13 protein-coding genes are annotated in these 21,920 nt (G+C 45.3%); 2 read left to right on the forward strand and 11 right to left on the reverse strand.

Annotated features, from left to right (window positions below; translation table 11 throughout):
* Positions 1–208 precede the first annotated feature (208 nt).
* Both OCV44_RS03040 and OCV44_RS03045 read left to right on the forward strand, forming a co-directional pair.
* Complete coding sequence (locus tag OCV44_RS03040) at positions 209–1,834, forward strand: ABC transporter permease (RefSeq protein ID WP_139685609.1); 1,626 nt, start codon at positions 209–211, stop codon at positions 1,832–1,834.
* Positions 1,834–2,862 carry an ABC transporter ATP-binding protein gene (locus OCV44_RS03045; protein WP_139685608.1) on the forward strand — a complete coding sequence of 343 codons (1,029 nt, stop codon included), beginning with the start codon at positions 1,834–1,836 and terminating at the stop codon, positions 2,860–2,862. The genes OCV44_RS03040 and OCV44_RS03045 overlap by 1 nt, the downstream gene beginning before the upstream one ends.
* A gap of 157 nt (positions 2,863–3,019) precedes the next feature.
* Here OCV44_RS03045 and OCV44_RS03050 read toward each other — a convergent pair whose 3' ends face one another.
* The 11 genes from OCV44_RS03050 to OCV44_RS03100 form a co-directional block, all read right to left on the reverse strand.
* A complete protein-coding gene (locus OCV44_RS03050) occupies positions 3,020–4,432 on the reverse strand; it encodes a phosphoglucomutase/phosphomannomutase family protein (protein ID WP_139685607.1) in 1,413 nt (470 codons plus the stop codon).
* Between the two features lie 74 nt (positions 4,433–4,506).
* Entirely contained in the window at positions 4,507–6,912 is a 2,406-nt protein-coding gene (locus OCV44_RS03055; RefSeq protein WP_123322592.1) for a GH36-type glycosyl hydrolase domain-containing protein, read from the reverse strand.
* Positions 6,913–7,040: 128 nt separating this feature from the next.
* The gene (locus OCV44_RS03060) at positions 7,041–8,975 is read right to left on the reverse strand and encodes a beta-N-acetylhexosaminidase (RefSeq protein ID WP_139685606.1); all 1,935 of its coding nucleotides are present in this window, start codon (positions 8,973–8,975) and stop codon (positions 7,041–7,043) included.
* A 12-nt stretch (positions 8,976–8,987) separates the two neighbouring features.
* Positions 8,988–9,872, reverse strand: a complete 885-nt coding sequence (locus OCV44_RS03065) for an N-acetylglucosamine kinase (protein ID WP_139685605.1) — start codon at positions 9,870–9,872, stop codon at positions 8,988–8,990.
* Between the two features lie 2 nt (positions 9,873–9,874).
* On the reverse strand, positions 9,875–11,596 hold the full coding sequence (locus OCV44_RS03070; protein WP_261900934.1) for a glycoside hydrolase family 9 protein: 1,722 nt from the start codon (positions 11,594–11,596) through the stop codon (positions 9,875–9,877).
* Positions 11,597–11,808: 212 nt separating this feature from the next.
* Positions 11,809–12,804, reverse strand: coding sequence for an ABC transporter ATP-binding protein (locus tag OCV44_RS03075; RefSeq protein WP_139684556.1), 996 nt, complete (start codon positions 12,802–12,804; stop codon positions 11,809–11,811).
* 87 nt (positions 12,805–12,891) lie between these two features.
* Positions 12,892–13,875 (reverse strand): ABC transporter ATP-binding protein, encoded by a 984-nt coding sequence (locus tag OCV44_RS03080; protein WP_009847564.1) that lies wholly within the window; start codon positions 13,873–13,875, stop codon positions 12,892–12,894.
* 2 nt (positions 13,876–13,877) lie between these two features.
* Positions 13,878–14,903, reverse strand: a complete 1,026-nt coding sequence (locus OCV44_RS03085; RefSeq protein WP_004734531.1) for an ABC transporter permease — start codon at positions 14,901–14,903, stop codon at positions 13,878–13,880.
* Between the two features lie 2 nt (positions 14,904–14,905).
* Positions 14,906–15,892 carry an ABC transporter permease gene (locus OCV44_RS03090; RefSeq protein WP_004734532.1) on the reverse strand — a complete coding sequence of 329 codons (987 nt, stop codon included), beginning with the start codon at positions 15,890–15,892 and terminating at the stop codon, positions 14,906–14,908.
* 169 nt (positions 15,893–16,061) lie between these two features.
* Entirely contained in the window at positions 16,062–17,744 is a 1,683-nt protein-coding gene (locus tag OCV44_RS03095; RefSeq protein WP_009847561.1) for an ABC transporter substrate-binding protein, read from the reverse strand.
* Between the two features lie 709 nt (positions 17,745–18,453).
* Positions 18,454–21,843 (reverse strand): response regulator, encoded by a 3,390-nt coding sequence (locus OCV44_RS03100; protein WP_139684557.1) that lies wholly within the window; start codon positions 21,841–21,843, stop codon positions 18,454–18,456.
* Between the last annotated feature and the right edge of the window lie 77 nt (positions 21,844–21,920).

The following is a 21,920-nucleotide window of genomic DNA, read 5'->3' on the forward strand; positions in this document are numbered from 1 at the left end:
AGCCTCAAGTCGCCATTTCGGTAACTTGGGGCTGTTTTGTTTTGGAAAATCACTTTTTGATACAAAGCTCCCCGTTAATCCCCAGAGTTATGAGCATCTCACCTTGAAGTCATTACAGTATATGGGTATAAATAACCCCCCATTAAAAGGATATGAGATGTATTTGCAAATGCATTTGTGTTTCATTAAGCCTCGTTGTAGTTAGGCGATGAAAGAAAAGAATTATTTATGGAACACCAGTAGCTGCATCATTGCTGTATTGCTGGTTTTACCGATTTTAGCGATCTTTACGACTGCTGTTGGAGAAACAGATGAGCTATTTTCTCATCTTATGTCCACAGTAATGCCCACCTATACTTATAATACGGTGGTTTTAGTCATAGGAACCTTATTCCTGTCTTTGGCTTTTGGTATTCCGTCGGCTTGGATTATGGCAATGTGCCGTGTTCCAGGAGAGCGGGTTTTGCAGTGGGCGCTAGTACTGCCATTAGCAATGCCAGGTTATATTGTCGGGTATATCTTTACCGATTGGTTTGATTTTGCTGGTCCGGTTCAAATCCTGTTACGAGAGTTAACAGGGTGGGGGCCCGGAGAGTACTGGTTCCCAGACATTAGAACCTTGTCCGGTGCTATTATTGTCCTGTCACTTGTTCTCTACCCCTATGTTTATCTGCTATGCCGCGCAGCGTTTATGGAGCAAAACGTCTCCTTATTGCAATCCGCACGGTTGCTTAAGTGTTCACCTTGGGAAAGCTTTCGTCGTATTTCATTACCGCTTGTTCGCCCATCAATGGCGGTCGGTCTATCGCTGGTTGCAATGGAAACCATTGGCGACTTTGGTACCGTGAGTTACTTTGCAGTCAATACCTTAACGACTGCGGTTTACGACACTTGGTTAGGTTACTCAAGCTTAACGGCTGCTGCGAAAATATCGGCGATTATGCTGGTTATCGTGATCCTACTGCTGAGTTCAGAGCGATACAGTCGTCGCAAACAGAAATTATTCCAGAATCAATTCAGTAGCCGTGAAGATTTTCGTTACGACCTTTCTGGTTGGAAGAAGTGGTTAGCATTGTTTTGGTGCTGGGGGTTAGTGTGTGTCGCATTCTTGTTCCCTCTTGCCCAGTTAATGATTTATGCCTACAAATATTTTGCTCAAAGTTGGACCCCTGAATTCAGAGAATATGCCGTTAACAGCCTTTATGTTTCGGTAGTTGCTGCAATTATTAGTGTCGTTATTGCTTTGATTGTGAACTTCAATCAACGTGTTAGCCCAAGTAAGAAAAATCAGGCTTATATGCGTATCGCTTCAATGGGCTATGCCGTTCCAGGCACCGTGTTAGCTATTGGTGTAATGGTTCCCGTGTTGTTTATGGATCACTTGGTCAATGACATTGCAAAAGTGATGGAATGGACAGGGCCAGGTTTGATCTTCTCTGGTTCTATGTTTGCACTTATCTTTGCCATGGTCGTGCGTTTTTCAGCGGTTGCAATTGGCAGCATTGAAAGTAGCTTGAGTAAAGTATCTCCTTCATTAGATATGGCTTCTAAAACAATGGGCTGCAATACCAATCAGATGTTACGTCGAGTTCATTTGCCTTTGATTAAGCGAGGCGCATTGATCGCCGGATTATTGGTGTTTATCGAATCAATGAAAGAGTTAAATGCGGCATTACTGCTACGCCCTTTCAATTTCGAAACATTGGCGACTTATGTTTATAACTATGCCTCAGATGAGCACCTAGAGTTGGCGGCAATGCCTGCTGTATTATTGGTGTTGGTAGGTTTAATTCCTCTGATTATCGTAAACCGTTCCTTGGAGCAGAAACACTAATGAGTTGTGCATTATCAATTAAAGATCTGACTTGTAAGTATGAGTCGCAAACCATTTTGGAAGCGCTTTCTTTAGAAGTTGAGCATGGTGAAATTGTTTGTCTGCTTGGTGCTAGTGGTTGCGGTAAGACTACGCTGCTTAAAGCGATTGCCGGCCTACTTCCATTGAGTAGTGGTGTCATGAGCTTGAACTGTCAAACCATCGACGATGGAGACAATTGGCTACCACCTGAACAGCGAAACATCGGAATGATCTTTCAAGATTACGCTCTGTTTCCGCACTTGACGGTAAATCAGAATATCTGCTTTGGCCTCAAAGGGCTCTCTGAGCAGCAAAAGAAAGAGAAAGTTCAAGAGATGTTGGAGCTGGTTCACTTAGATGAGTTCGGTGACCGATACCCACATCAACTTTCTGGTGGTCAACAGCAGCGCGTAGCGATTGCTCGTTCTTTAGCGTACAAGCCAGACTTATTATTATTGGATGAACCCTTCTCAAATATTGATACTCAAGTTCGCCATGAGTTGATCTCTCAGATTCGTAAAATATTTAAAAAGCAGGGTGTTACTGCTATTTTTGTAACGCACAGCCGTGAAGAAGCATTCGCTTTTTCAGATAAAATGGCGGTAATGAACCATGGTGTGATTGAGCAATATGGTTCAGCATCTGAGTTGTACTTCCACCCATCGAGTAAGTTTGTTGCTGATTTCTTAGGTGGTGGTAGCTACTTGAATGCACAGCGTATTTCAGATAATGAATTTGAAACGAGCTTGGGTCTGATAGAGGCGAAAGCACAAACTCAAATCGAAGTGGGAGCGGAATGTGCGTTGTTACTAAGACCACAGCATATAGTGGCGAGTCATGATGTCGACAGTAACCTGTCAGTGTTGGAACAACAATTTATGGGCGACCACTGTCGTTATGTGATTGAAGCTAACGGTCAGAAACTGTTAGCAACGTCTTCTGAGGCTCTAGGTGTTGGTATGCCAGTCACCGTCAAAGTAGATACCAAAGGTGTATTGGCGTTTTAATGATACGCAGTAAGTATCGTTTTGCCGAAAAGTAAAATGCATTCGTAAAAAAGCCCAGTACTTTGATACAGAGTACTGGGCAAGAGTTCTTCACCTATAGGCTTTAACAAGGCAGTGGTTTGTTAAGTCCCATTCAAAACTGCTGCACTCTATAAGTCTATAGAGAGAGGAAGTCTTTCACTTTTTGAAGAACACGTTCTGCAGTGTCTTTATCTTCCATTTCTGCGAAGATTCGCAGTAATGGCTCTGTTCCTGAGAAGCGAGCGATCACCCAGCCGCCATTCTTGAAGTACACTTTGGCACCATCTTCATAGCTAACTTTTTCAATTTCGTATTCAAATTCAGGCAGTTGTTTCTCTACGTAAATCTTGGTGTAGAGCGCTTCCTTCTCTGAAGGTTTAAACTTGCAATCGCCTTCTGCCGTATAGGCATAGCCATACTTCGAGTAGATTTCATCAAGCAGTTCAGACAGTTTTTTACCTGTCACGCTGATCATCTCAACCAGTAAGCTTGAAGCAAATACGCCATCTTTACCTTTGATGTGGCCACGTATGGTTAAACCACCCGAACTTTCACCACCAATCAGTGAGTCATCTGCTTCCATTTGAGAACTGATATGCTTAAAGCCTACAGGAACCTCAAAGCTCTTCTCGCCATGATCCGCCGCTACTTTGTCGAGTAGATGCGTGGTGGCGATGTTACGAACGACTGAGCCCTTCCAGCCTTTGTATTCCAGTAAGTAGTAGTAAAGTAGGAGTAGCACTTCGTTAGGGTGAATGAAGTGACCTTTCTCATCAATAATGCCCAGACGATCGGCATCGCCATCAGTACCAATACCAATGTCATAGCCTTCTGCTGCAACTAAGTGCTTCAAGCGATAGAGCGTTGCGGCATTTGGTGATGGCATCAAGCCACCAAAATCTGGGTTTTTGCCATCGTTGATGACGTCGACATCACAACGACCGTTGATCAGCACTGTCTGTAGAGCATTTTTCGCTACGCCAAACATTGGGTCAATCAGCACGCGTAGATTGGCTTTTTTGATCGACTCGATATCGATGAAGTTAATGATCGAATCAACAAAGTCGTTCATCGGGTTGATGATCTCGATTTCTTTGTCGTTTAACGCTTGTTCGAAATCGACTCGTATAACATCTTCGTTGGTCAGTGTTGCGATTTGCTGTTCGATCTTCTCTGTGATGATCTCGTCAGCATCGCGTCCACCTTCAATGAACACCTTGATGCCGTTATAGTCCGCAGGGTTGTGAGAAGCGGTAATACACGCCGAGTAGGTGCATCCCATCTCTTTTGCTTGGAACATCACGATAGGTGTTGGAACGAACTTATCAATGAAGCTTACTTTGATGTTGTTCGCTGCAAGTACTTCTGCAAACCAGCATGCCGCTTTATCTGAAAGGAAACGTCTGTCGTACCCAATAACGAATCCATTCTTGGCTGCATTTTCATTATTGATGATGTTAGCGAGTGCTTGTGCCACCAAGCGAACATTGTCTCTGGTGAACTCTTCACCAATGAAAGCGCGCCAGCCACCTGTACCAAATTTAATCATTAGAAAATCCTTTTAGTCTCATGGTCTCAAGCCTGTAAAGACTTGAGACCAGAGCTGTTCGTTAAATTGCGTGACTAGCCTAGAACAACGACAACATCGTTCACGCTGCCTTCTGCTTGGACTGGGATAGCGCCTTCAACTGACTCACCATTGATAGTGATAGAGGCAACGCCTTTGCTGACTGCATTTGGGTTTTGCACCGTGATGTTGTAAGTCGCGCCGCGCCATTGACGAGTAACCTCAAATTCCGGCCAATCAGTCGGGATACAAGGATCAACCGTTAAGCCTTCAAAGCCTGTGCGAACACCAAGAATGAAGTTGGTTACCGCAAAGTAAGCCCAACCAGAGGTACCTGTTAACCAAGGGTGGTTTGCACGGCCGTGGTCTTGGTGATCTTTACCCATGATGAACTGCACGTACGAGTATGGTTCTGCGTAGCGTGTTTCAATCATGTCGTTTTGGTTGTACGGGTTGAGTGCATCGTAGAACTTCATAGCACGATCACCACGACCTAGCTTCGCTTCTGCTACCCAAGCCCATGGGTTCGGGTGAGAGAAGATTGCGCCATTCTCTTTTACGCCTTGATAAACGCGAGTCACAAAGCCGATATCATCGTTTGGTGTTGCGAATGAAGGAGAATTTAGGTGCAAGCCGTATTCAGAGAATAGGTTCTCATCAACAGCGTCCATCGCTTTCTCGCCACGCTCTTGAGAAACCGCGCCAGATAGAACCGCTAGCGTGTTTGACTCAAGGTGTACACGACCTTCAGCTTGTTGAGCGGTACCGATCTTGTCGCCATTTTTTGTTAGACCACGGATGTACCAGCCACCTTCGTCATCCCATAGGTGTGTTTCACAGGCTTCACGTACGTTCGCGGCCATTTCTGTGTATTTAGCAACGTCAGCATCGTTATTGCGGAACTTAGCTAGGTCTAGGAATTCTTGTAGAGCCCAGAAGTGCAGGAATGAAACCATTGAAGATTCACCGCCACCAAGGTTCAAACAGTCATTCCAGTCTGCACGAAGGCCCTTACAGATACCTGTTTGCCCCACGTATTCTGCAGAAAAGTTCAGTGCCGCTTTCATGTGTTCGTAAACTGTCGCTTCGCCACCGTCTGCGTATGGGATCACTTCGTCAAAGAAGTCGTGCTCACCGGTTTCCATTACGTATTTGATAATGGTCGGAACGATCCATAGGTGATCATCAGAACAGGTATCTTCAATGCCGTGGATCTTGTCGTCATCAGACGGCGTTGGAACAACCGTTGGCGATTTTGAAGGCTCAACGTCTGCTTTCTCTGGATCAAACCAGTCTGGATCGAATAAGTGTAGACCGTAGCCGGCTTTCACTTGGCCGCGAAGCAGATCGATAATACGTTTCTTGGTCATTTGTGGGTTGGCATGAGGCACTGAGATCGCATCTTGCGCAGTATCACGGTAACCAAGACCTGTACGACCACCCACTTCAATGAAGGATGCAAAGCGCGACCACACAACACAGGTTTCCGCTTGGTATAGCGTCCATGTGTTGATCATGGTGTCTAAGCCTTCGTTTGGAGACTTAACTTGGAATTTGTTGCAACGCTCGTCCCAGTGATCTTTGATGCCTTGGAAAGCGGCATCTACGTTGGCTGTGTTTTGGTACTTCTCACGTAGGCGCTCACCGTTGCCTTTACCGATACCTAGCACGTAAGCAAAGCGAACTTCTTCACCCGGCTGAATCGTAAATTGCTTGTGCAGAGAGCCACAGTGGTTGTAACAGGTTTGAGCGCTGTTAGAACATTTACCGTTCTCAACCGCAATTGGGTTCGCTTCATCACGGTACATGCCAAGGAAGTTGTCACGTTGTCCATCGTAGCTGTCTGGTGAGAAAGTTGAAGCTAGGTAGTAGAAGCCTTCAAAGTCGTTAGTGTTGTAGTACAGGTCGTATTCCAGAACACCTTCTTGGTAAGACGTGCCCGCAGAGTACAAAGACATCTGATGGTTCTGGTTATCTGATTGGATGTGGCTGAAAGAGAACTCAACAAACGAGAAAGTACTGATAGTACGTGGCTTGTCAGTGTTGTTCTTTAGTACAACGTCCCAAACTTCTGCATCTTCACCCTTAGGAACGAATAGCGTTTTAGTTGCGGTAATACCGCTGTATTCACATTTGAACTTTGAGTATGACAGGCCGTGACGAACTTCGTAGTTCGCTTCATCTAGGCTTTTTGCCACTGGCTGCCAAGAGATAGACCAGTAATCACCCGTCTCATCATCACGCAGGTAAACATAGTGTCCAGGACGGTCGAAGGTGCCGTTTGGACGGAATTTAGTAACACGGTTGTATTCCGGAGAATTGTAGAACGAGTAGCCGCCTGCATTGTGCGAAATCACGGTACAAAACTTTTCAGTACCTAGGTAGTTTGTCCAAGGTGCTGGTACATCAGGGCGAGTGATGACGTATTCGCGGTTGTCGTTATCGAAATAGCCGTATTTCATTGTCATTTCCTTTTTAACAAACTGCATCTATGCAGCTAATTTTTAAATAATGATGCTAAGTCGTACCTGACTGAGCACCTTAATTTGAGTCAGCAACCGCTCGATGTGAGTGTCGCTTTGGTTTTGTTTTATTCAGCTTTCCAAGGGTTGCGATAATCAACATTGAGTCTGTCGAGTAATGGCAGATGCCCTTTTAGGCGAGATAGGTAATCTAGCCAGTTTCGGTTGTTTTTATGTGTCCAACATCCTTCAGCTAAAGCGCTAATTCTTGGGAATACCATGTAATCCATACGCTTTTGGTTGGTGACGATCTCACACCATAGAGCACACTGAATTCCGCGAATCCGTTTACGAATTGGGTCGGTGTCGGATATCTCAGCAAGTGCTTCGTAGGTATAAGCTTGTTCTAATGGGATAACGGCAGCCCAATCGACGCCCGGTTCTTCCGGTGCATAATCTTGGGTCATGTCGAGGTAGGTAAATTGTGCAGGTTGCAGAACCACATCAAAGCCTTGGCGCGCACAGTTCACAGCCGCTTCTTCGCTGAGCCATGAGTAGATGATGGTCTCTTTACTGACCTTGTCGCCGTGTTGTGCTTCTTCCCAACCCACCATGCGCTTGCTGAGTTGCTTGAGTTTGTTTTCGGCGTAGCGGAATAGGTGACCTTGCAAGTCTTTACTGTCTTGGTACTGGTGCTCTTTCATTAGTGCTTGAGCTGCAGGGCTGTTGCTCCACACTCCGGGTGGTACTTCGTCTGCGCCCATGTGAATTAATTCGCTAGGGAAGAGTTCTGCCACTTCTTCAATGACGGCATCTAGAAATTGGTAAGTACCCGGTAAACCTGGGTTTAGTACGTTGTCATTGTAGTGCTGAATACTCTTGTATTGAGTCGTGTCGGCTTGCTCAACTAGCATGTCAGGCAGTGACTTTATTGCAGCGCGGCAATGTCCTGGGATGTCAATCTCAGGAATAACCGTGATGCTACGCTGCTCTGCGTATTCAATGACTTCGCGAATCTGTTGTTGCGTGTAGAAGCCACCATAGTTTTCAGCAAGGTGTGTGTATTGCGGCTCTAATGCATGTTCAGGACCACGCCACGCACCGATTTCAGTCAGTTGAGGCAGGCTCTTGATCTCAATTCTCCAACCTTCATCATCGGTTAGGTGCCAATGAAAAACGTTGAATTTGTAGTACGCCAGTTGATTGATTAAGCGCTTCACTTGCTCTACTGAATGGAAGTGACGCGCGCAATCCAACATCATGCCGCGATACTTAAAGCGGGGGTGATCGGCGATTTTGCAGCATGGAATAGAAAAAGTTTCGGCATCCAGTTGTTGAACCAATTGAATCAGACTTGCCACGGCGTGTGTAAACCCAGACTGGCTACCTGATTCAACCATTATCTGTTGTGCTGTGACGGTGAGTTTGTATTCGGCTTCGTCTAATGTTGGATTGCTGCGAAATAGAATGTCATCGCCTTCTTCTGTTGGAAGCGCGTTTGAAAGAGATAGCTCAAAAGTAGAAAGTAATTCTTGTTGCAGCCAAGATACCGCCTTATCAGCAAGGTGAGATTGAACCTCAATTTCGCATTCGCAGCTTAGTGCGAAGCTACCTAGCTGAAGTTCGAGCTGATTTGGCTGAGGAATCAATGCAATTTCAGCAGCGTTAACTTCAGGTATTTGATTGCGTTCACGATATGGTGAAGCCAAAACAATCGGTGATATCGCGACAGGCAGTACCGATGTTTCTCCATCATGATGTGATTGGATAAAGGCATCATTAAGGCCATCAGAATAGAAGCGGAATGGTGCACTTTGAATACTGAATTCAAGGTAGTAATGGTTGTTGGCCTTTAACACTGGTGAACTTGGTTTGAACGAGCAATAGCTTCCAACTTGAGTCAGTTCACCTTGCGATAGACTTTCAGGAAGGATGAATCGGTCAAAGGCAAAATGCAGAGACCAATCTTTTACGTCGAGGTCACTTAAGTTATGTACCGTAAGGCCAAATCGGCAGTTATTTTTTTGTTCAGAAAGAACAGCTAAGTCGATGCGATAATTCATATAACTTCCCTGCTAAGCCTGTTGATACAAGTTGTGTAGTGGTTTCCCGGCAAACATCAATGCGCCTTCGATAGCGTCAAATTGAGGTTTAACGATCCATTGTTGTACTGGTGGTGATAGCCAGTTGAGAATACGCTCAGCGATACTTCCCATTAAGCACACCTTGTCAGCGCCTTTTCGATGCAGCGCTAATACAAACATTTCGATATCGGCTGCAGTCTGCTTAAGCATCTCTGTAGCCAGTTCATCGCCTTCATTTGCCAGTTGAAAAATGACGGGTGAGAATTGACCGTAATCCTTTGGAATCGCGCCTTTTGACCATGCCACGATCGCATCAACATCATTATTGAAATGATTCATAACATGTTGAGTCAGTGGGGTTTTGTTACTAATACCATCTTCAGCGAGTAGAACTTGCTGAATTAAACGAAGGCCCATCACTGCGCCGCCGCCTTGGTCAGAAATTGGAAATTCACGACCGCCAACCACGTGTTGTTCGCCGTTGTTTAGGTAGATACCACATGAACCTGTACCACCAATCATGATCGCGCCGTCTTGGCCATTATGTGCACCAATACATGCACCATAGGCGTCTGTATTGAGTGTCATACTTGCGAAAGGGTGTGCTTGTGCCATGAAGTCGAGCCATGCTGACTTCTGTTCAGCACCAGCTAGCGCCAAACCAACATGCATATTAGAAAAATCGTTAGAGTTGAGTTGCCCTTGTTGTGCGGCTTTAGTAATCGCATCAACAATTGAACTCATTGCAACATCGACACCCAAAAGGATGTTGGCACTGCCACTTTTCGCTTCACCAATGAGTTTGCCTTGGTCATCACGAATGCGAGCACGGCAAGATGTACCGCCACCATCAATACCTACGTAGTAAAGCGTCATGATTATTGCTCCTTACTTTGTGCTAGGAAGTTGAACTGCGCAGCCGTTGCTAGCAAATACCACGCCCCATGAGGGATCCATTGTTCACCCCAGCGCCAGTTTTGAAGCATGTCGTCTTTCTGTGCTGGTGGGTTGAATGCGATGTCTTGTTCATCTTCGAACCCAGCCGTGATGCCGTTGCAGACACCACCTTTTGCATTGAAGAAGCCAAGCTGTGGTAGATAATCTGGGTTGTTATAGCCGTGACCATCGAGCATACACATGTGATATGGGTTGAGACCTAAGATCCAATCAAGGCTGTTTTGTGAAAGCTGAATTAGGCGCTTTTGAAGATCCGCATTTTCAATGTGTGGTTGAACTAAGTACGCCATGGTGGCGAGTGAACCAAGGCGAGCATTTTCACCTTGCCACCAATAGCCTGTTTCGTTCTGTTGAGCGACAAAGAAGGCATCGCGCTTATCACCATCGACAGACTTAACGTACTGTCTTGGGTAGCCAAACGGGTTGATGACTTTGTCGGTAATATTGATTTCGAACTGACATGCTTTTTCAACAACCGTGCGCGCTTGTTCTTTCAGTTCTGCACTGGTTTCATTGTCGATGTACTCGCAAAGAGCAATCACTGGAAGGCCTGCTTCAGCTGCATGGAAATAAGGGCGAGAGCCATCAGAGTTTGCCGACCAGAAGTGGGCAAATGAGTCATCGGATTGCTGACGAGCGATCAAGCGACTCGCCCAAGTTCTTGCTTCTGTTAAGTATTGAGAATCTTGTGTAACTCGGTACAACTCGTTGGCAGCGAGTAGGGCACAATACTCATCGATAATGTTCTCTTCACCGTCATTTAGGTATTGGAGGTTGTACTCTTTTAGATGCCAGTAACCTTTTGCAGCTGTATCAAGATAGGTTTGGCTAGAGTAACTGCCAGAGGTTTCAAGTTCAGAAGCTGCGGCTAATGCTGCAATAGCAACGCCTGCACCTTGTCGATAGCCCGCTTGCAAGTCGGTTGATTTATGGCCTTCTTGAGTAGCATAAGCGCAGATGTCGCGTTGATTGATGTCTTTGCTCCACTTGTCGAATACTGTCATATAGAAGTATCCAGCCGCGTCTTGCATGCGCACTAAGAAATCTGCACCGAATAGGGCTTCTTCAGTCAGGCGAGTCATGGAGAATTTCGGGAAGTCTGGATTATTGCTGGTTAAGCGCACGCTTTTAAGCATGTTCCAAACAACCATAGGGATCTGTTGAGGATTTAGGTAGTTGCCATAAGACAGGTGGCTAAAGTACTTGCTTACGTCACCAGATGCGTCGTGCCAACCGCCATGGACATCGACGTATCTGTCAGTGCCCATAATTTGTGCTTGTCGATCTTTTTTGTCGAAACTACCGCCACAGCGTTGTGACTTAAAGTAATGAAGCACATCAGAAAACGTGTGGTTCATTAATAGGTTGCTACCAATCTCAAATACTTCAGAGCGTAGGTTGTCAAAACGTAGGTAGTAGCGACCTGATTCAGTGAATGAACTGAAATCGATAGTGAAGAATTGCCCTTGATGCCAATTTGCTACGCGGCCTTGTTTAACCACATCAAAACTTCCGACAGTGATATGGTTGTCGGCACACACCAAAAGTGCAGTCGTACTTGATAAGCGAGCTTTCTTCGTTTGCAGAATAGCCTGCTTTGGAGCCGTGGATTCGTAGCCAATATGGTTGTCGGCACACACCAAAAGTGCAGTCGTACTTGATAAGCGAGCTTTCTTCGTTTGCAGAATAGCCTGCTTTGGAGCCGTGGATTCGTAGCCAATATGGTTGGTCAATAACAGCATCAATATTCTCCGACAGTCCTAGTTTCTATTGGCTAGGTACTTGAATGTTTTGGATATAAAATGTTTTGGATACAAATAGTTAGGGTCCGCAGACCCTAACGGGCATTTATTGCTTAGCTTTCGTGTAGGTAACAACGTACAAAATGGTTCTCTGCGAGTTGAGTGACACCCGGTAATTGCTCTTTACACTTGTCCATTGCGTGAGTGCAACGGCCTGCAAATGGGCAGCCTGCTGATACTGGTGTCCACAGAGGAATCTCCCCTTTGTTACCAGCAAGTTGTTCGTGGATCGATTTTTTAGGATCTGGAACCGCAGAAACAAGCAGTTGGGTGTAAGGGTGCTGAGGGTTGGCAATCACGTCATCGGTATCGCCCCATTCCACCATGTGCCCCACGTACATCACCGAAAGATCTTCAGCAATGTAACGAGCGGTTGCGATATCGTGAGTGATGTAGAGTAGAGACATTTGCTTCTCAAACTTCATCTCTTCCATCAGGTTTAAAACACCAGCACGAATCGATACATCAAGCATCGATGTAGGTTCATCGGCTAATACAACTTCTGCGCCTACCGCGATATTACGGGCTAGGTTGACGCGTTGACGTTGACCACCAGAGAGTTGGTGAGGGTATTTCTCTGCCGTTGCTTGTGGCGGTACTAAGCCCACTTGCTCTAGAAGATCGTATACACGCTCCTGTAACTCTTTCTTGTTACCCGGAGATACTTTTTTGTGGATCAACAATGGTCGAGCTATGTGGTGGAAGATGTTATGTGTTGGGTTCAGGGAACCAAACGGGTCTTGCCATACCATCTGCACGCCTTCACGGTAATGCATAAGATCTTTTCTGCTTGAGATCTCTTGGATATCACGACCTTTGTATTCGATCGTACCGCCCGAAGGCGCGTACATTTTTGCGATCATTTTTGCTGTAGTTGATTTGCCTGAACCAGACTCACCAACCACAGCTAGACCGCGGCTTTTGTACATCTTGAATGATACGTCGTTAATCGCACGCATCATTGGGGTTTGAATGGTGGTACTGCTTATTGGGAAGTCTTTTACGACATTCTTGCCTTCTACCAATAATTGACCGAAATCTTTGCTCATAATTGTCTCCAGAATCCTTATTCGCTTTGCTTGCATTTCGGCGGTCGAGCCGCCTTATTCGTTATTCACGCTGAATCAGCGTGCAAGCTATAGCTTCCTTTGTACTATTGGGTCACCGTACAGGTGGCAGTTAGACAAATGCCCCGGGTCGATAGAACGCAGCTTGGTTGGTACCTTAGTACACGTTTCATGTACACGGTCACAACGAGCTTGGAAACGACACCCTTCAGGAATCTCTAACAAGTTCAGAGGGTTGCCCGGAATACCCGCTAGTTTTGTCTTTGGCCCTGTTAGTGGAGGGAAAGAACTTCCCAGCCCTTTGGTATAAGGGTGGTAAGGGTTTTCTAGAATATCTTGAGCATTAGCAACCTCGATAAGCTCACCTGAGTACATGATGCCGATGCGGTCAGAGAACTCGACCATCAATGACAAATCATGGGTGATGAACAGAATCGAGAAGCCAAACTCTTCTTTCAGTGCATAGATCTTTTGTAGGATCTCGCGCTGAACAACCACATCAAGCGCGGTCGTTGGCTCATCCATAATGATCAGCTTTGGATTCAATGCTAACGCGATAGCAATAACCAAGCGTTGACGCATGCCGCCAGAGAATTGGTGAGGGTAGTCACTCAATCGGCTCGGGTGAATATCGACGATTTCAAGTAGACCTTCAGCGCGTTGCTTAGCTTGCTCACGAGTCATGTTGGTGTGACGCATAATTACGTCACAGAACTGCTCTTCCATTGGTAATACAGGGTTGAGTGCGTTCATCGCACTCTGGAATACCATCGACATCTCGCTCCAACGGAACGCTTGCATACGGTCATCGCTGTATTCAAGGATGTTCTCGCCATTGAAGATAACCTCACCACCACTGATGTAAGCGGGCGGCTTATGTAGACGCATTAGCGAGAAAGCAACGGTTGATTTACCACAGCCAGACTCACCAGCTAGGCCGAATACTTCACCTGGCGCAATATCGAAGCTTACGTTGTTACACGCACGTACATCGCCAGACTCTGTGATGTAATCCACGCATAAATTGCGGATAGAAATTAGTGGTTCAGACATGATTATTTATCTCCGCTCCAAAGTGCATTTTGTGGTGGTAGTTCAGGTTCACGTTCTTCTTTGTCTTGTGCTGCTAATTTCTTCCAACGCTTCATGCCTTTGTGAGAACGCAGTTGCGGGTTGGCAATTTCATCGACAGCGAAGTTAAGTAGAGCAAGACCAGTTACAAGTAGTGTCAATGCGATACAAGGAGCCAATAGTTCCCACCAAGCGCCAATCAGCATTGATGAAGAGGTTTGAACGTTGTAAAGCATGATGCCCCAGCTGATTGTGTTCGGGTCACCAAGACCTAGGAACGAAATCGTTGCTTCCATCATGATTGCGTACATCACCGAACCGATGAAGCTCGCGCCAACGATAGAGATAAGGTTTGGAAGAATCTCTACGAAGATTATACGGAATGAAGATTCACCCAGAACTTCAGCGGCTTTTACAAACTCTTTTTCACGCAGTGCTAAGGTCTGGGAACGAACAACACGCGCGCCCCAAGCCCAGGACATAAAGCCGATAACCAGGGTTATGGTGAGTGGCCCTGCCTCACCGATAAAGGCTGCAACTACGAACAGTAATGGGTATTGAGGAATAACCAGCATGATGTTCATTGCGGCTGTCAGAATGTCATCGACACGTCCACCAAAGTAGCCTGCCGAAACACCGATCACTGTCGCGAGTAAACATACGGTAAGGCCCGCACCAAAACCTACAGCAAGAGATACACGTGCGCCGTATACCACTTGTGACCAAACGTCACGACCCATACGAGTTGTCCCCAGTACGTGGTCTGCCTTCTTAGACATAATTAACGTACGACGGTCGTCTGCTAGGTTTTGAGCAACCCAGCCATCAGGGTTAGTTTGTGCAGACTTAACTACGAAGCCAGGGTATTCGTGTGGGTTACCTGTACGCTTGTCTGGCACATGTTTTGTGATCAATGGAGCCGCAATAGCACCAAGAATAAAAATACTTAGGATGATGACGCCGGTTAAGGCCATCGGGTTACGCCAAATGAGTTTTAGAATATCTTTCATGATTATTTACCACCCTTACGAAGACGAGGGTCAAGAACAACGTAAAGCATGTCTGCAACTAGGTTAAAGAACAGCATGAATAGCGTCATGATAAGCAGTTGACCTTGCAGTACTTGGTAATCACGAGCGTTAATTGCGTTGAAAAGTACGCTGCCAAGACCTGGGTAGTTAAAGATGATTTCGATAATTAACTGACCACCGATTGCCATACCTAACGACATAGAAAGTGCAGTCACACTTGGTAGCATCGCGTTACGAGCTGCGTAGTTGAATACCACTCGGTTTTCGCTAAGGCCTTTGCCTTTCGCCATGGTGATGTAGTCTTCTGCTAGTAGGTTAATCATGTTGTTACGCATGTTTACTAGGAAGCCACCAATTTGAACAACCGAAGCACACACCAGAGGCAAGAAAGCGTGATAAGCAACGTCTTTGATGAATGCCCAACTTGTCCAGTCAGGTATTGTACCTGCGGTATAGGCGTAGCCAGTTGGGAACCACTTCAAACCAATTGCGAAGGTAAATAGCGCAAGCATGGCAATAACAACCTGAGGAACGGCTTGTAAAATCAGCATCCCTGGAGTCACAAATGCATCGTATTTGCTGCCACGTTTCCACGCTGCAAAAATACCTAGGATTGAACCAATAGAGAAAGAAAGAATAACGGCGGTGCCAGCTAAGAATAGCGACCAACCGAATGCGCCACCTAACAGTGTATTTACTGAAAGTGGGTAGAATTGAATTGATGTACCAAGCTCCCAGCTTAGAATGTTCTTCATGTATGCGCCGTATTGAACCAGTAAGCCGCCATCAACGAAGCCTAATAGTTCTTTCATTGCAGCAATACGCTCAGGAGTAACTTGTACAGAAGCGTTCGCAAACATCATGGTAACTGGGTCACCAGGCATTGCTCTTGGAATAATAAAGTTTAACGTCGCTGCAACTAATAGCGCGACAAAATAAAATGACAAACGTCTTAAAAAATAACCCATAACTCACACCTTACTCACCCAGATTGTTTCCCTGTTTCTGGATTCAGGTCGCTCCTAGCGAAATTTGGAACGAAAAATCCCCTGACGACTAGCGCCATACTTTCAATTGATAGTGTGGGGATTTTTATAAGCGGCGTAAGAAGTTACGCCGCAAAGATTGAACGATTACTTATTTAACTGGTTTTAGGTCCAGTACATGAAGTAGACGCTCTGGAATACCAGCCCAAATGTTTGGACGGCCTTTTGGATTTTCTTCGTTCCACCAACCAGTGAATCGAGTTGTGTTGTATTGGTACATGTAAGCACCAGACATCACAGGGATTGTCACTTGGTCTGCAGCGATAATTTGCTGGATACCGTGTGCAATATCTAGCTGTTCGTTCTTGTCAGCTGTTTTGTAGAAGCTGTTTAGAAGACCATCTAGTTTGTCATTTTTGTAGAAGTGCATAGCGAAACGAGGCATACCATCACCAGATTGTAGTGATGAGTTGTAAGCACTGTTCCAGTACGTGTATGGATCCGCACCGTGGAAGTAGTTTGTGTATGCTACGTCGTATGTACCTTCAAGCATTGCTTGGTTGTAAACAGAGAAGTCAGGTGTACGAGCTTTCGCCTTAATACCGATTTCGTTTAGTTGCTCTACCGCAAGTTGAACTGTGTTGTTGAAGTCAGTCCAGCCGTTTGGCGATTGAATCATTAGTTCGAAAGACTTGCCAGATGGAGTGTCAACAAAACCATCTTTGTTTACATCTTTGAAGCCAGCGTCAGCAAGAAGCTTCTTCGCGCCTTCAGCGTTGTAAGTGTTGAAGCCTTTGTACTTGTCGTGAGTTTTTTCATCAGACCAAGCTTCAAACGCGTAGCCAAGACCCGATGCGAAATCGTTCACAGTACCGCCACCGTAGAATGCGATGTCGATGATAGTTTGGCGGTCAAGAGCCATAGAGAAAGCACGACGGAATTCAACGTTGCTCAATGCTTCATGCTTCGCAGCATCAGGGTGCTTGAAGTTAACGATGAATGCTTGTGTACCTGCTGGCGGGTACCAGTAGTGGTGTTTAGGGCTTGCTGCAGCGTATGTACGATCGATATCTGGAACGAAAGAAGACGTCCAGTCCATCTCACTGTTTACAACTTTACCTAGGAACTGGTCGTTGTTCGCAATTTGTGGAACACGTAGACAGTCAACATCTAGGTTGTCTGCATCCCAGTAGTTCGGGTTTGCACACTGGATGTATAGTTGCGCTGTAAACGTATCGATTTCTGTAAATGGACCAGAACCTACCGGGTTCTCATTGGTAAACGTTGATGGATCTTTAACGTCTTTCCAGATGTGCTTAGGTACTACAGGTACTTTAGCAATCTCGTAAGGTACGTTTGAGTTTGCTTCTGTTAGTGTGAACTTGACTTGGTTGTCGTTCAGTTTTTCTACAGAAGTTACCCAAGAGTTGATACCAGATTGGTCAAGCTCTGGCTTCTCTTTTACAAGGTTGAAAGAAAAAACAACATCATCAGCAGAGAAAGTTTCTCCATCAGACCATTTAACACCCTTACGAATGTCGAAAACAACGCTCATCAGATCATCTGACATTTTGAAGTTTTCAGCTAGACGGAACACCGGAGTGTTACCGTGCATTTCGTTAAATACTACTAAAGGCTCGTACATGAAGTCAGTGGTAGTATGTAGGTTAGTAGCACCAAGGTACGGGTTAAAGTTACGTACGAATGTAGTGTACTCTTTCGGGTGAACGGTCAGTTCGCTGCGCTCTGCAGCTGTTGCTACTGATGCAAAACCTGTTGTAGCAGTTGCAATAATTGCTGTTGCTATTGCTGTTTTTTTTATATTGGCAAGCATAGCTGTTCCTTACTATTTGCTTTCATTTCACTAATGGATTGAATGTTATCTGTCGCTAATTAGTTAGTAGATACACACTCTAGTTAAAGGCCTACCTCTTCTTCGTTGCTCCAGATTCATCTTTGATTCTGAGAAGTGGTAAGAGTGGCCTGTAGGCCTTTGGCAGGAGTAAGAAAACACCTTATCGATGAATTAATCAAACTCGTTTCCCGTCAAAAACGTTAAAAATACACAACCCCACGTCATTAACGTCAAAATAGCTTGCTTTGGTGGTTTTTTGTGCGCAATTGTTAAGGTGATGTGACTCGCATTTGATTTTGTGGTGGTGGCTTTTTGTAAGTGGTCACTAACTATTTGAGCTTTTAATTGCATGGGTTTATTTTGTCGTGGTGTAATTGTAGATCTCGGTCACTTACCAATTTTACGTTAAATTTTTCTAGAAAATTAAATCTGCCGTTCTGTTGTGACTCGCTTCTCAAACTGCAACAAAGAGCCGGAGGAATGTGAAATTCAGCCAAGAATAAGGCTCAAAATAGTAACTGAATTGGTGATTGTTTAAGATTGAGTAACGTGTCATTTTGCTTGTTTAATGCCGTAAAAGAAGTGTGTTTGAATCGACGTCATTGTCCTTTGATCGCGTACAATTCTCACAAAAAAGCCCACGCTAGGTGAGCTTCATTATTTACAGTAGCTTGAGCTTACTTCAGGGCTAACTGGTCAGTAGTTTTTGTAGCTTATCCCTTAGTGTCTCAATATGAGTTCTTTCAGGAGTCTGTTCTTTACAGTGCTCAAGTATAAACTCGATAGAGCTCAGTACCGTTCGCCAGCGAGGTGTTTTCGGTAGCGTTTCTACGCGTAGGTATTTGTCTAGCGTTCGAGTTTGTAGGGTACTGCGGTCTAGGTAGACGCGCCACAAGCCACTCTTCTCTGCGAAGGCAAACTTGGTTTCCCCAGTAACAGACTCCCAGTAGATGATGGCATTAGTCATGACATCGACCAGCACTTCACGCATCAGCTCTTGTTTGTTTTTACCTTCACCGGTTGCTTTATCTGCAAGGCGAGTAAATTCACCGCCAAGCTCCTTCAGTTGTTGAAGTTTATCTTTGTCACCCTCAAAGGCGTAGCTTGAAAGTGCCTCAACTGCCGTTTCAAGGTTATTGACTCGGTTTGAATTAACCCCACCGCCGACATTAAAGATATACATGGTGTCGAGCCCTGAGCCTTCAGGTAGCTTGAGAATGTCACTTGGTATGCGCTGACGTGTGTCGTCTATATAGATGTCAATATCACCACAATAGTGAGCTTGTTCCACCTTAAGATATTTAGGTGCAATGATCTCATCGGCCATCGAGCGTTTAAGCTGTTCTTGGCCACGCCTAAATAGTTTTGCTGCTGCTTCATTGGCAAATCGAATACGTTGATCATCACGAATACAGATGATGGCCTCTGGGGCTGATTCTAGCTGCTCTAGCAAGCGGCCTTGAGTTTCTAGCAGGTTAGCTTCAACCATGGCTCTGTGTTTAAGCTCTAGTTGCAATTGGTCATTCTCAAGACGCCTTTGCTCAGCTTTACTTGCTGATAAGTGAGCCGTAATTCGCGCCGCCAGTTCTTGTTTGTTGAACGGCTTAGACAAGTAATCATTGGCACCTGCTTCAAAGCCACGAACCCGATCTTCTGCTTGGTTTAGTGCAGTGAGCATAATGATTGGCAATTGTGCATGGTCATACTGTTTACGCAGCGCCTCACACACCTGATAGCCACTCATGCCCGGCATCATAATGTCGAGAAGAAGTAATTCTGGCTTCTCTTTCTCAATCAGTTCAATGGTTTCTGGGCCGTCACATGCGGTGCGTACTCGATAACCTTCCAATTTCAAGAAGCTGTCTAGCACGCGTAAGTTTACAGGCTCATCATCGGCGATGACCAGTAACGGACCGTCTGGGTCTTCACTGATAACACTATTTTCTTGTTGGTTGTTATCAATTAAATCTGGCGCTTGGAAGTGAGAATAGCTTCCTGAATCACTGTAGTTATCCAACTCTTCTTGGGTGGCTAAAGGCAAGGTAAAGCTGAACGTCGTGCCAAGCATTGGCTGGCTACTTACATACAGTGAACCGCCCATCAGTTCAATCAGCTGACGACTTATGGACAACCCAAGGCCTGCACCTTGGCGATAGTTACTAGAGTCTTGCCCGGCTTGAATCAGGGGTTCAAAGATGTGTTCTAGGTATTCAGCAGGTATGCCTTGGCCTGTATCAACAACTTGTACACGAATGTTGTCGTCGATAACGCTTGCTGAGATAACAATTTTACCTTCTGATGTGTACTTGATGGCATTGCCGACCAAGTTATACATCACTTGTTCCAGTCGTTGAGGATCGGACGAAACCAGCCCTAAATCACTGGGTACTTGGTTAATAATTCGGATTGGCTTATTGCCCAACAGATGATGAGACAACTCGAGTACCAAGCTGGTAGCAGCAGATAAATCAACAGCCGATTTATTAATGTCTAAGCTGCCGTAGCGCATTTTGTGGTAATCAAGTAGGTCATCGACCAGTGTTGCCAATCTCTGGCCACTATTGATGATGATATCCAACTGGTACTTCTGGTTGGCAGGGATAGGGCCGTTTGCGCCAGATATTAGCGCTTCTGCAATACCTACCATGCCATGTAATGGCGTTCTCAATTCGTGTGATGTTGTTGCTAAGAATTCATCTTTCAGTTTATTGGCAAGCTGCAACTCTTCATTTTGTTTTTGAATGGTCTTAAGATTGTCCTCAAGCTCATCATTTTGGCTCTTAATGAGCAGCATCTTTTCACGAATCGAACGCTGCATTCTTTCGAAGCTTACTGCGAGGCGGCCTATCTCATCTTTTCGTTCGGTATTGATCATGGTTTCATCAAGGTCACCAGCAGAGACTTTCTCTGCTGCCCATGTGAGCTTGAGTAACGGTGATGTAATGAAGTTAGACAGATAATGGGATGCGACAAATACAAGAATAATCGCCGTCAGCATTACGATCACAAAGATCTTTTCTAACTGATGGATACGGGCAAACGCTTCTTTCTCTGGAAGCTCGACGACCAGTGCCCAAGTCGCATATTTGAGTTCAATTGGAGTATATGCAGCGATGATCGCTTGATCTTGAGCGTTGTCGAAGGTGCCTACGGCCGTTTCTCCCGCAAGGGCTTTATCAACAACATCTAAACTCAAATTAATCGACTCTTGCGAATGGGCAAGGCTACGCGGCAGATGATCATCGCCGACAAGCAAGGTCTGAATATTCGAGCTCTTGTTGAGATCGGCGATCAGCTTCGTAATACCGTTAATCGGTAGTCTAAACATGGCGTAACTGTGTAGGTAGCCCTGTTGAACGATAGGTGCGCCTAACCATGCGGTCTGTTTACCATTTTCGTCTTTAAAGTCAGAAACGATAACTGGCGTGTAGTCTTCGTTGGATTTACGTTTGTCTTTTACGTCCTTTTCTAGGCGTTGAAAGGTTTTGCCAAGGTTTGCATCTTTGTACTTACCTGTCAGTAAGTTGGTGCCGTAGTCATCGCGCTTAAAAACTGAATAAGCGATGTTACCGTTAATGTCGACCAATAAAATGTCGTCAAAATCAGAACGCTTAAGCAGCTCTAAATAAGAGTTGTGGTAGCGCTTGTGAAGTAGACGATAGCGCTCGCTGCCAATAAAGCTGCTGGATTCAGGGAGAATCGATGTTTTGATTTGATCGCCAGATCCTTTTATATAACGCTGCTGCGCATTAGCGCGTGCTTCGTCAATATCTAATCCTAGGCGTTGAAATGCATTGATCAAACCATAGAATCGTCCGCCACTGGCATTGGCAAGCTCTGAGCGAACAAAGCCCATCACTTGAGATTCTTGAGCTTGTAGGTAATCGACAATTTGCTGCTGTTTAGTATCTCGGACGGAAACAAGGTGTGAAGTACTTTGTTCCTGAAGATCCTGACTGTGCGATTGGAGGAAAAATATCGCGATAAGTGTCACCGGGGTAATACTAAGGACAAGAAATGCCAGCATTAGAGTATTTTGAAGGCGCTTAAACTTCTGCTTACGATAGAATCTAAACATAAATTGGGTACTACTTTCCTTTGATGTACTGCTTGAAAGGGATGAAAACAGGTACAGAGAATAGAATTAACGGGTTC

The organism is Vibrio tasmaniensis (genome assembly GCF_024347635.1).
Taxonomy (GTDB): Bacteria; Pseudomonadota; Gammaproteobacteria; order Enterobacterales; family Vibrionaceae; genus Vibrio; species Vibrio tasmaniensis.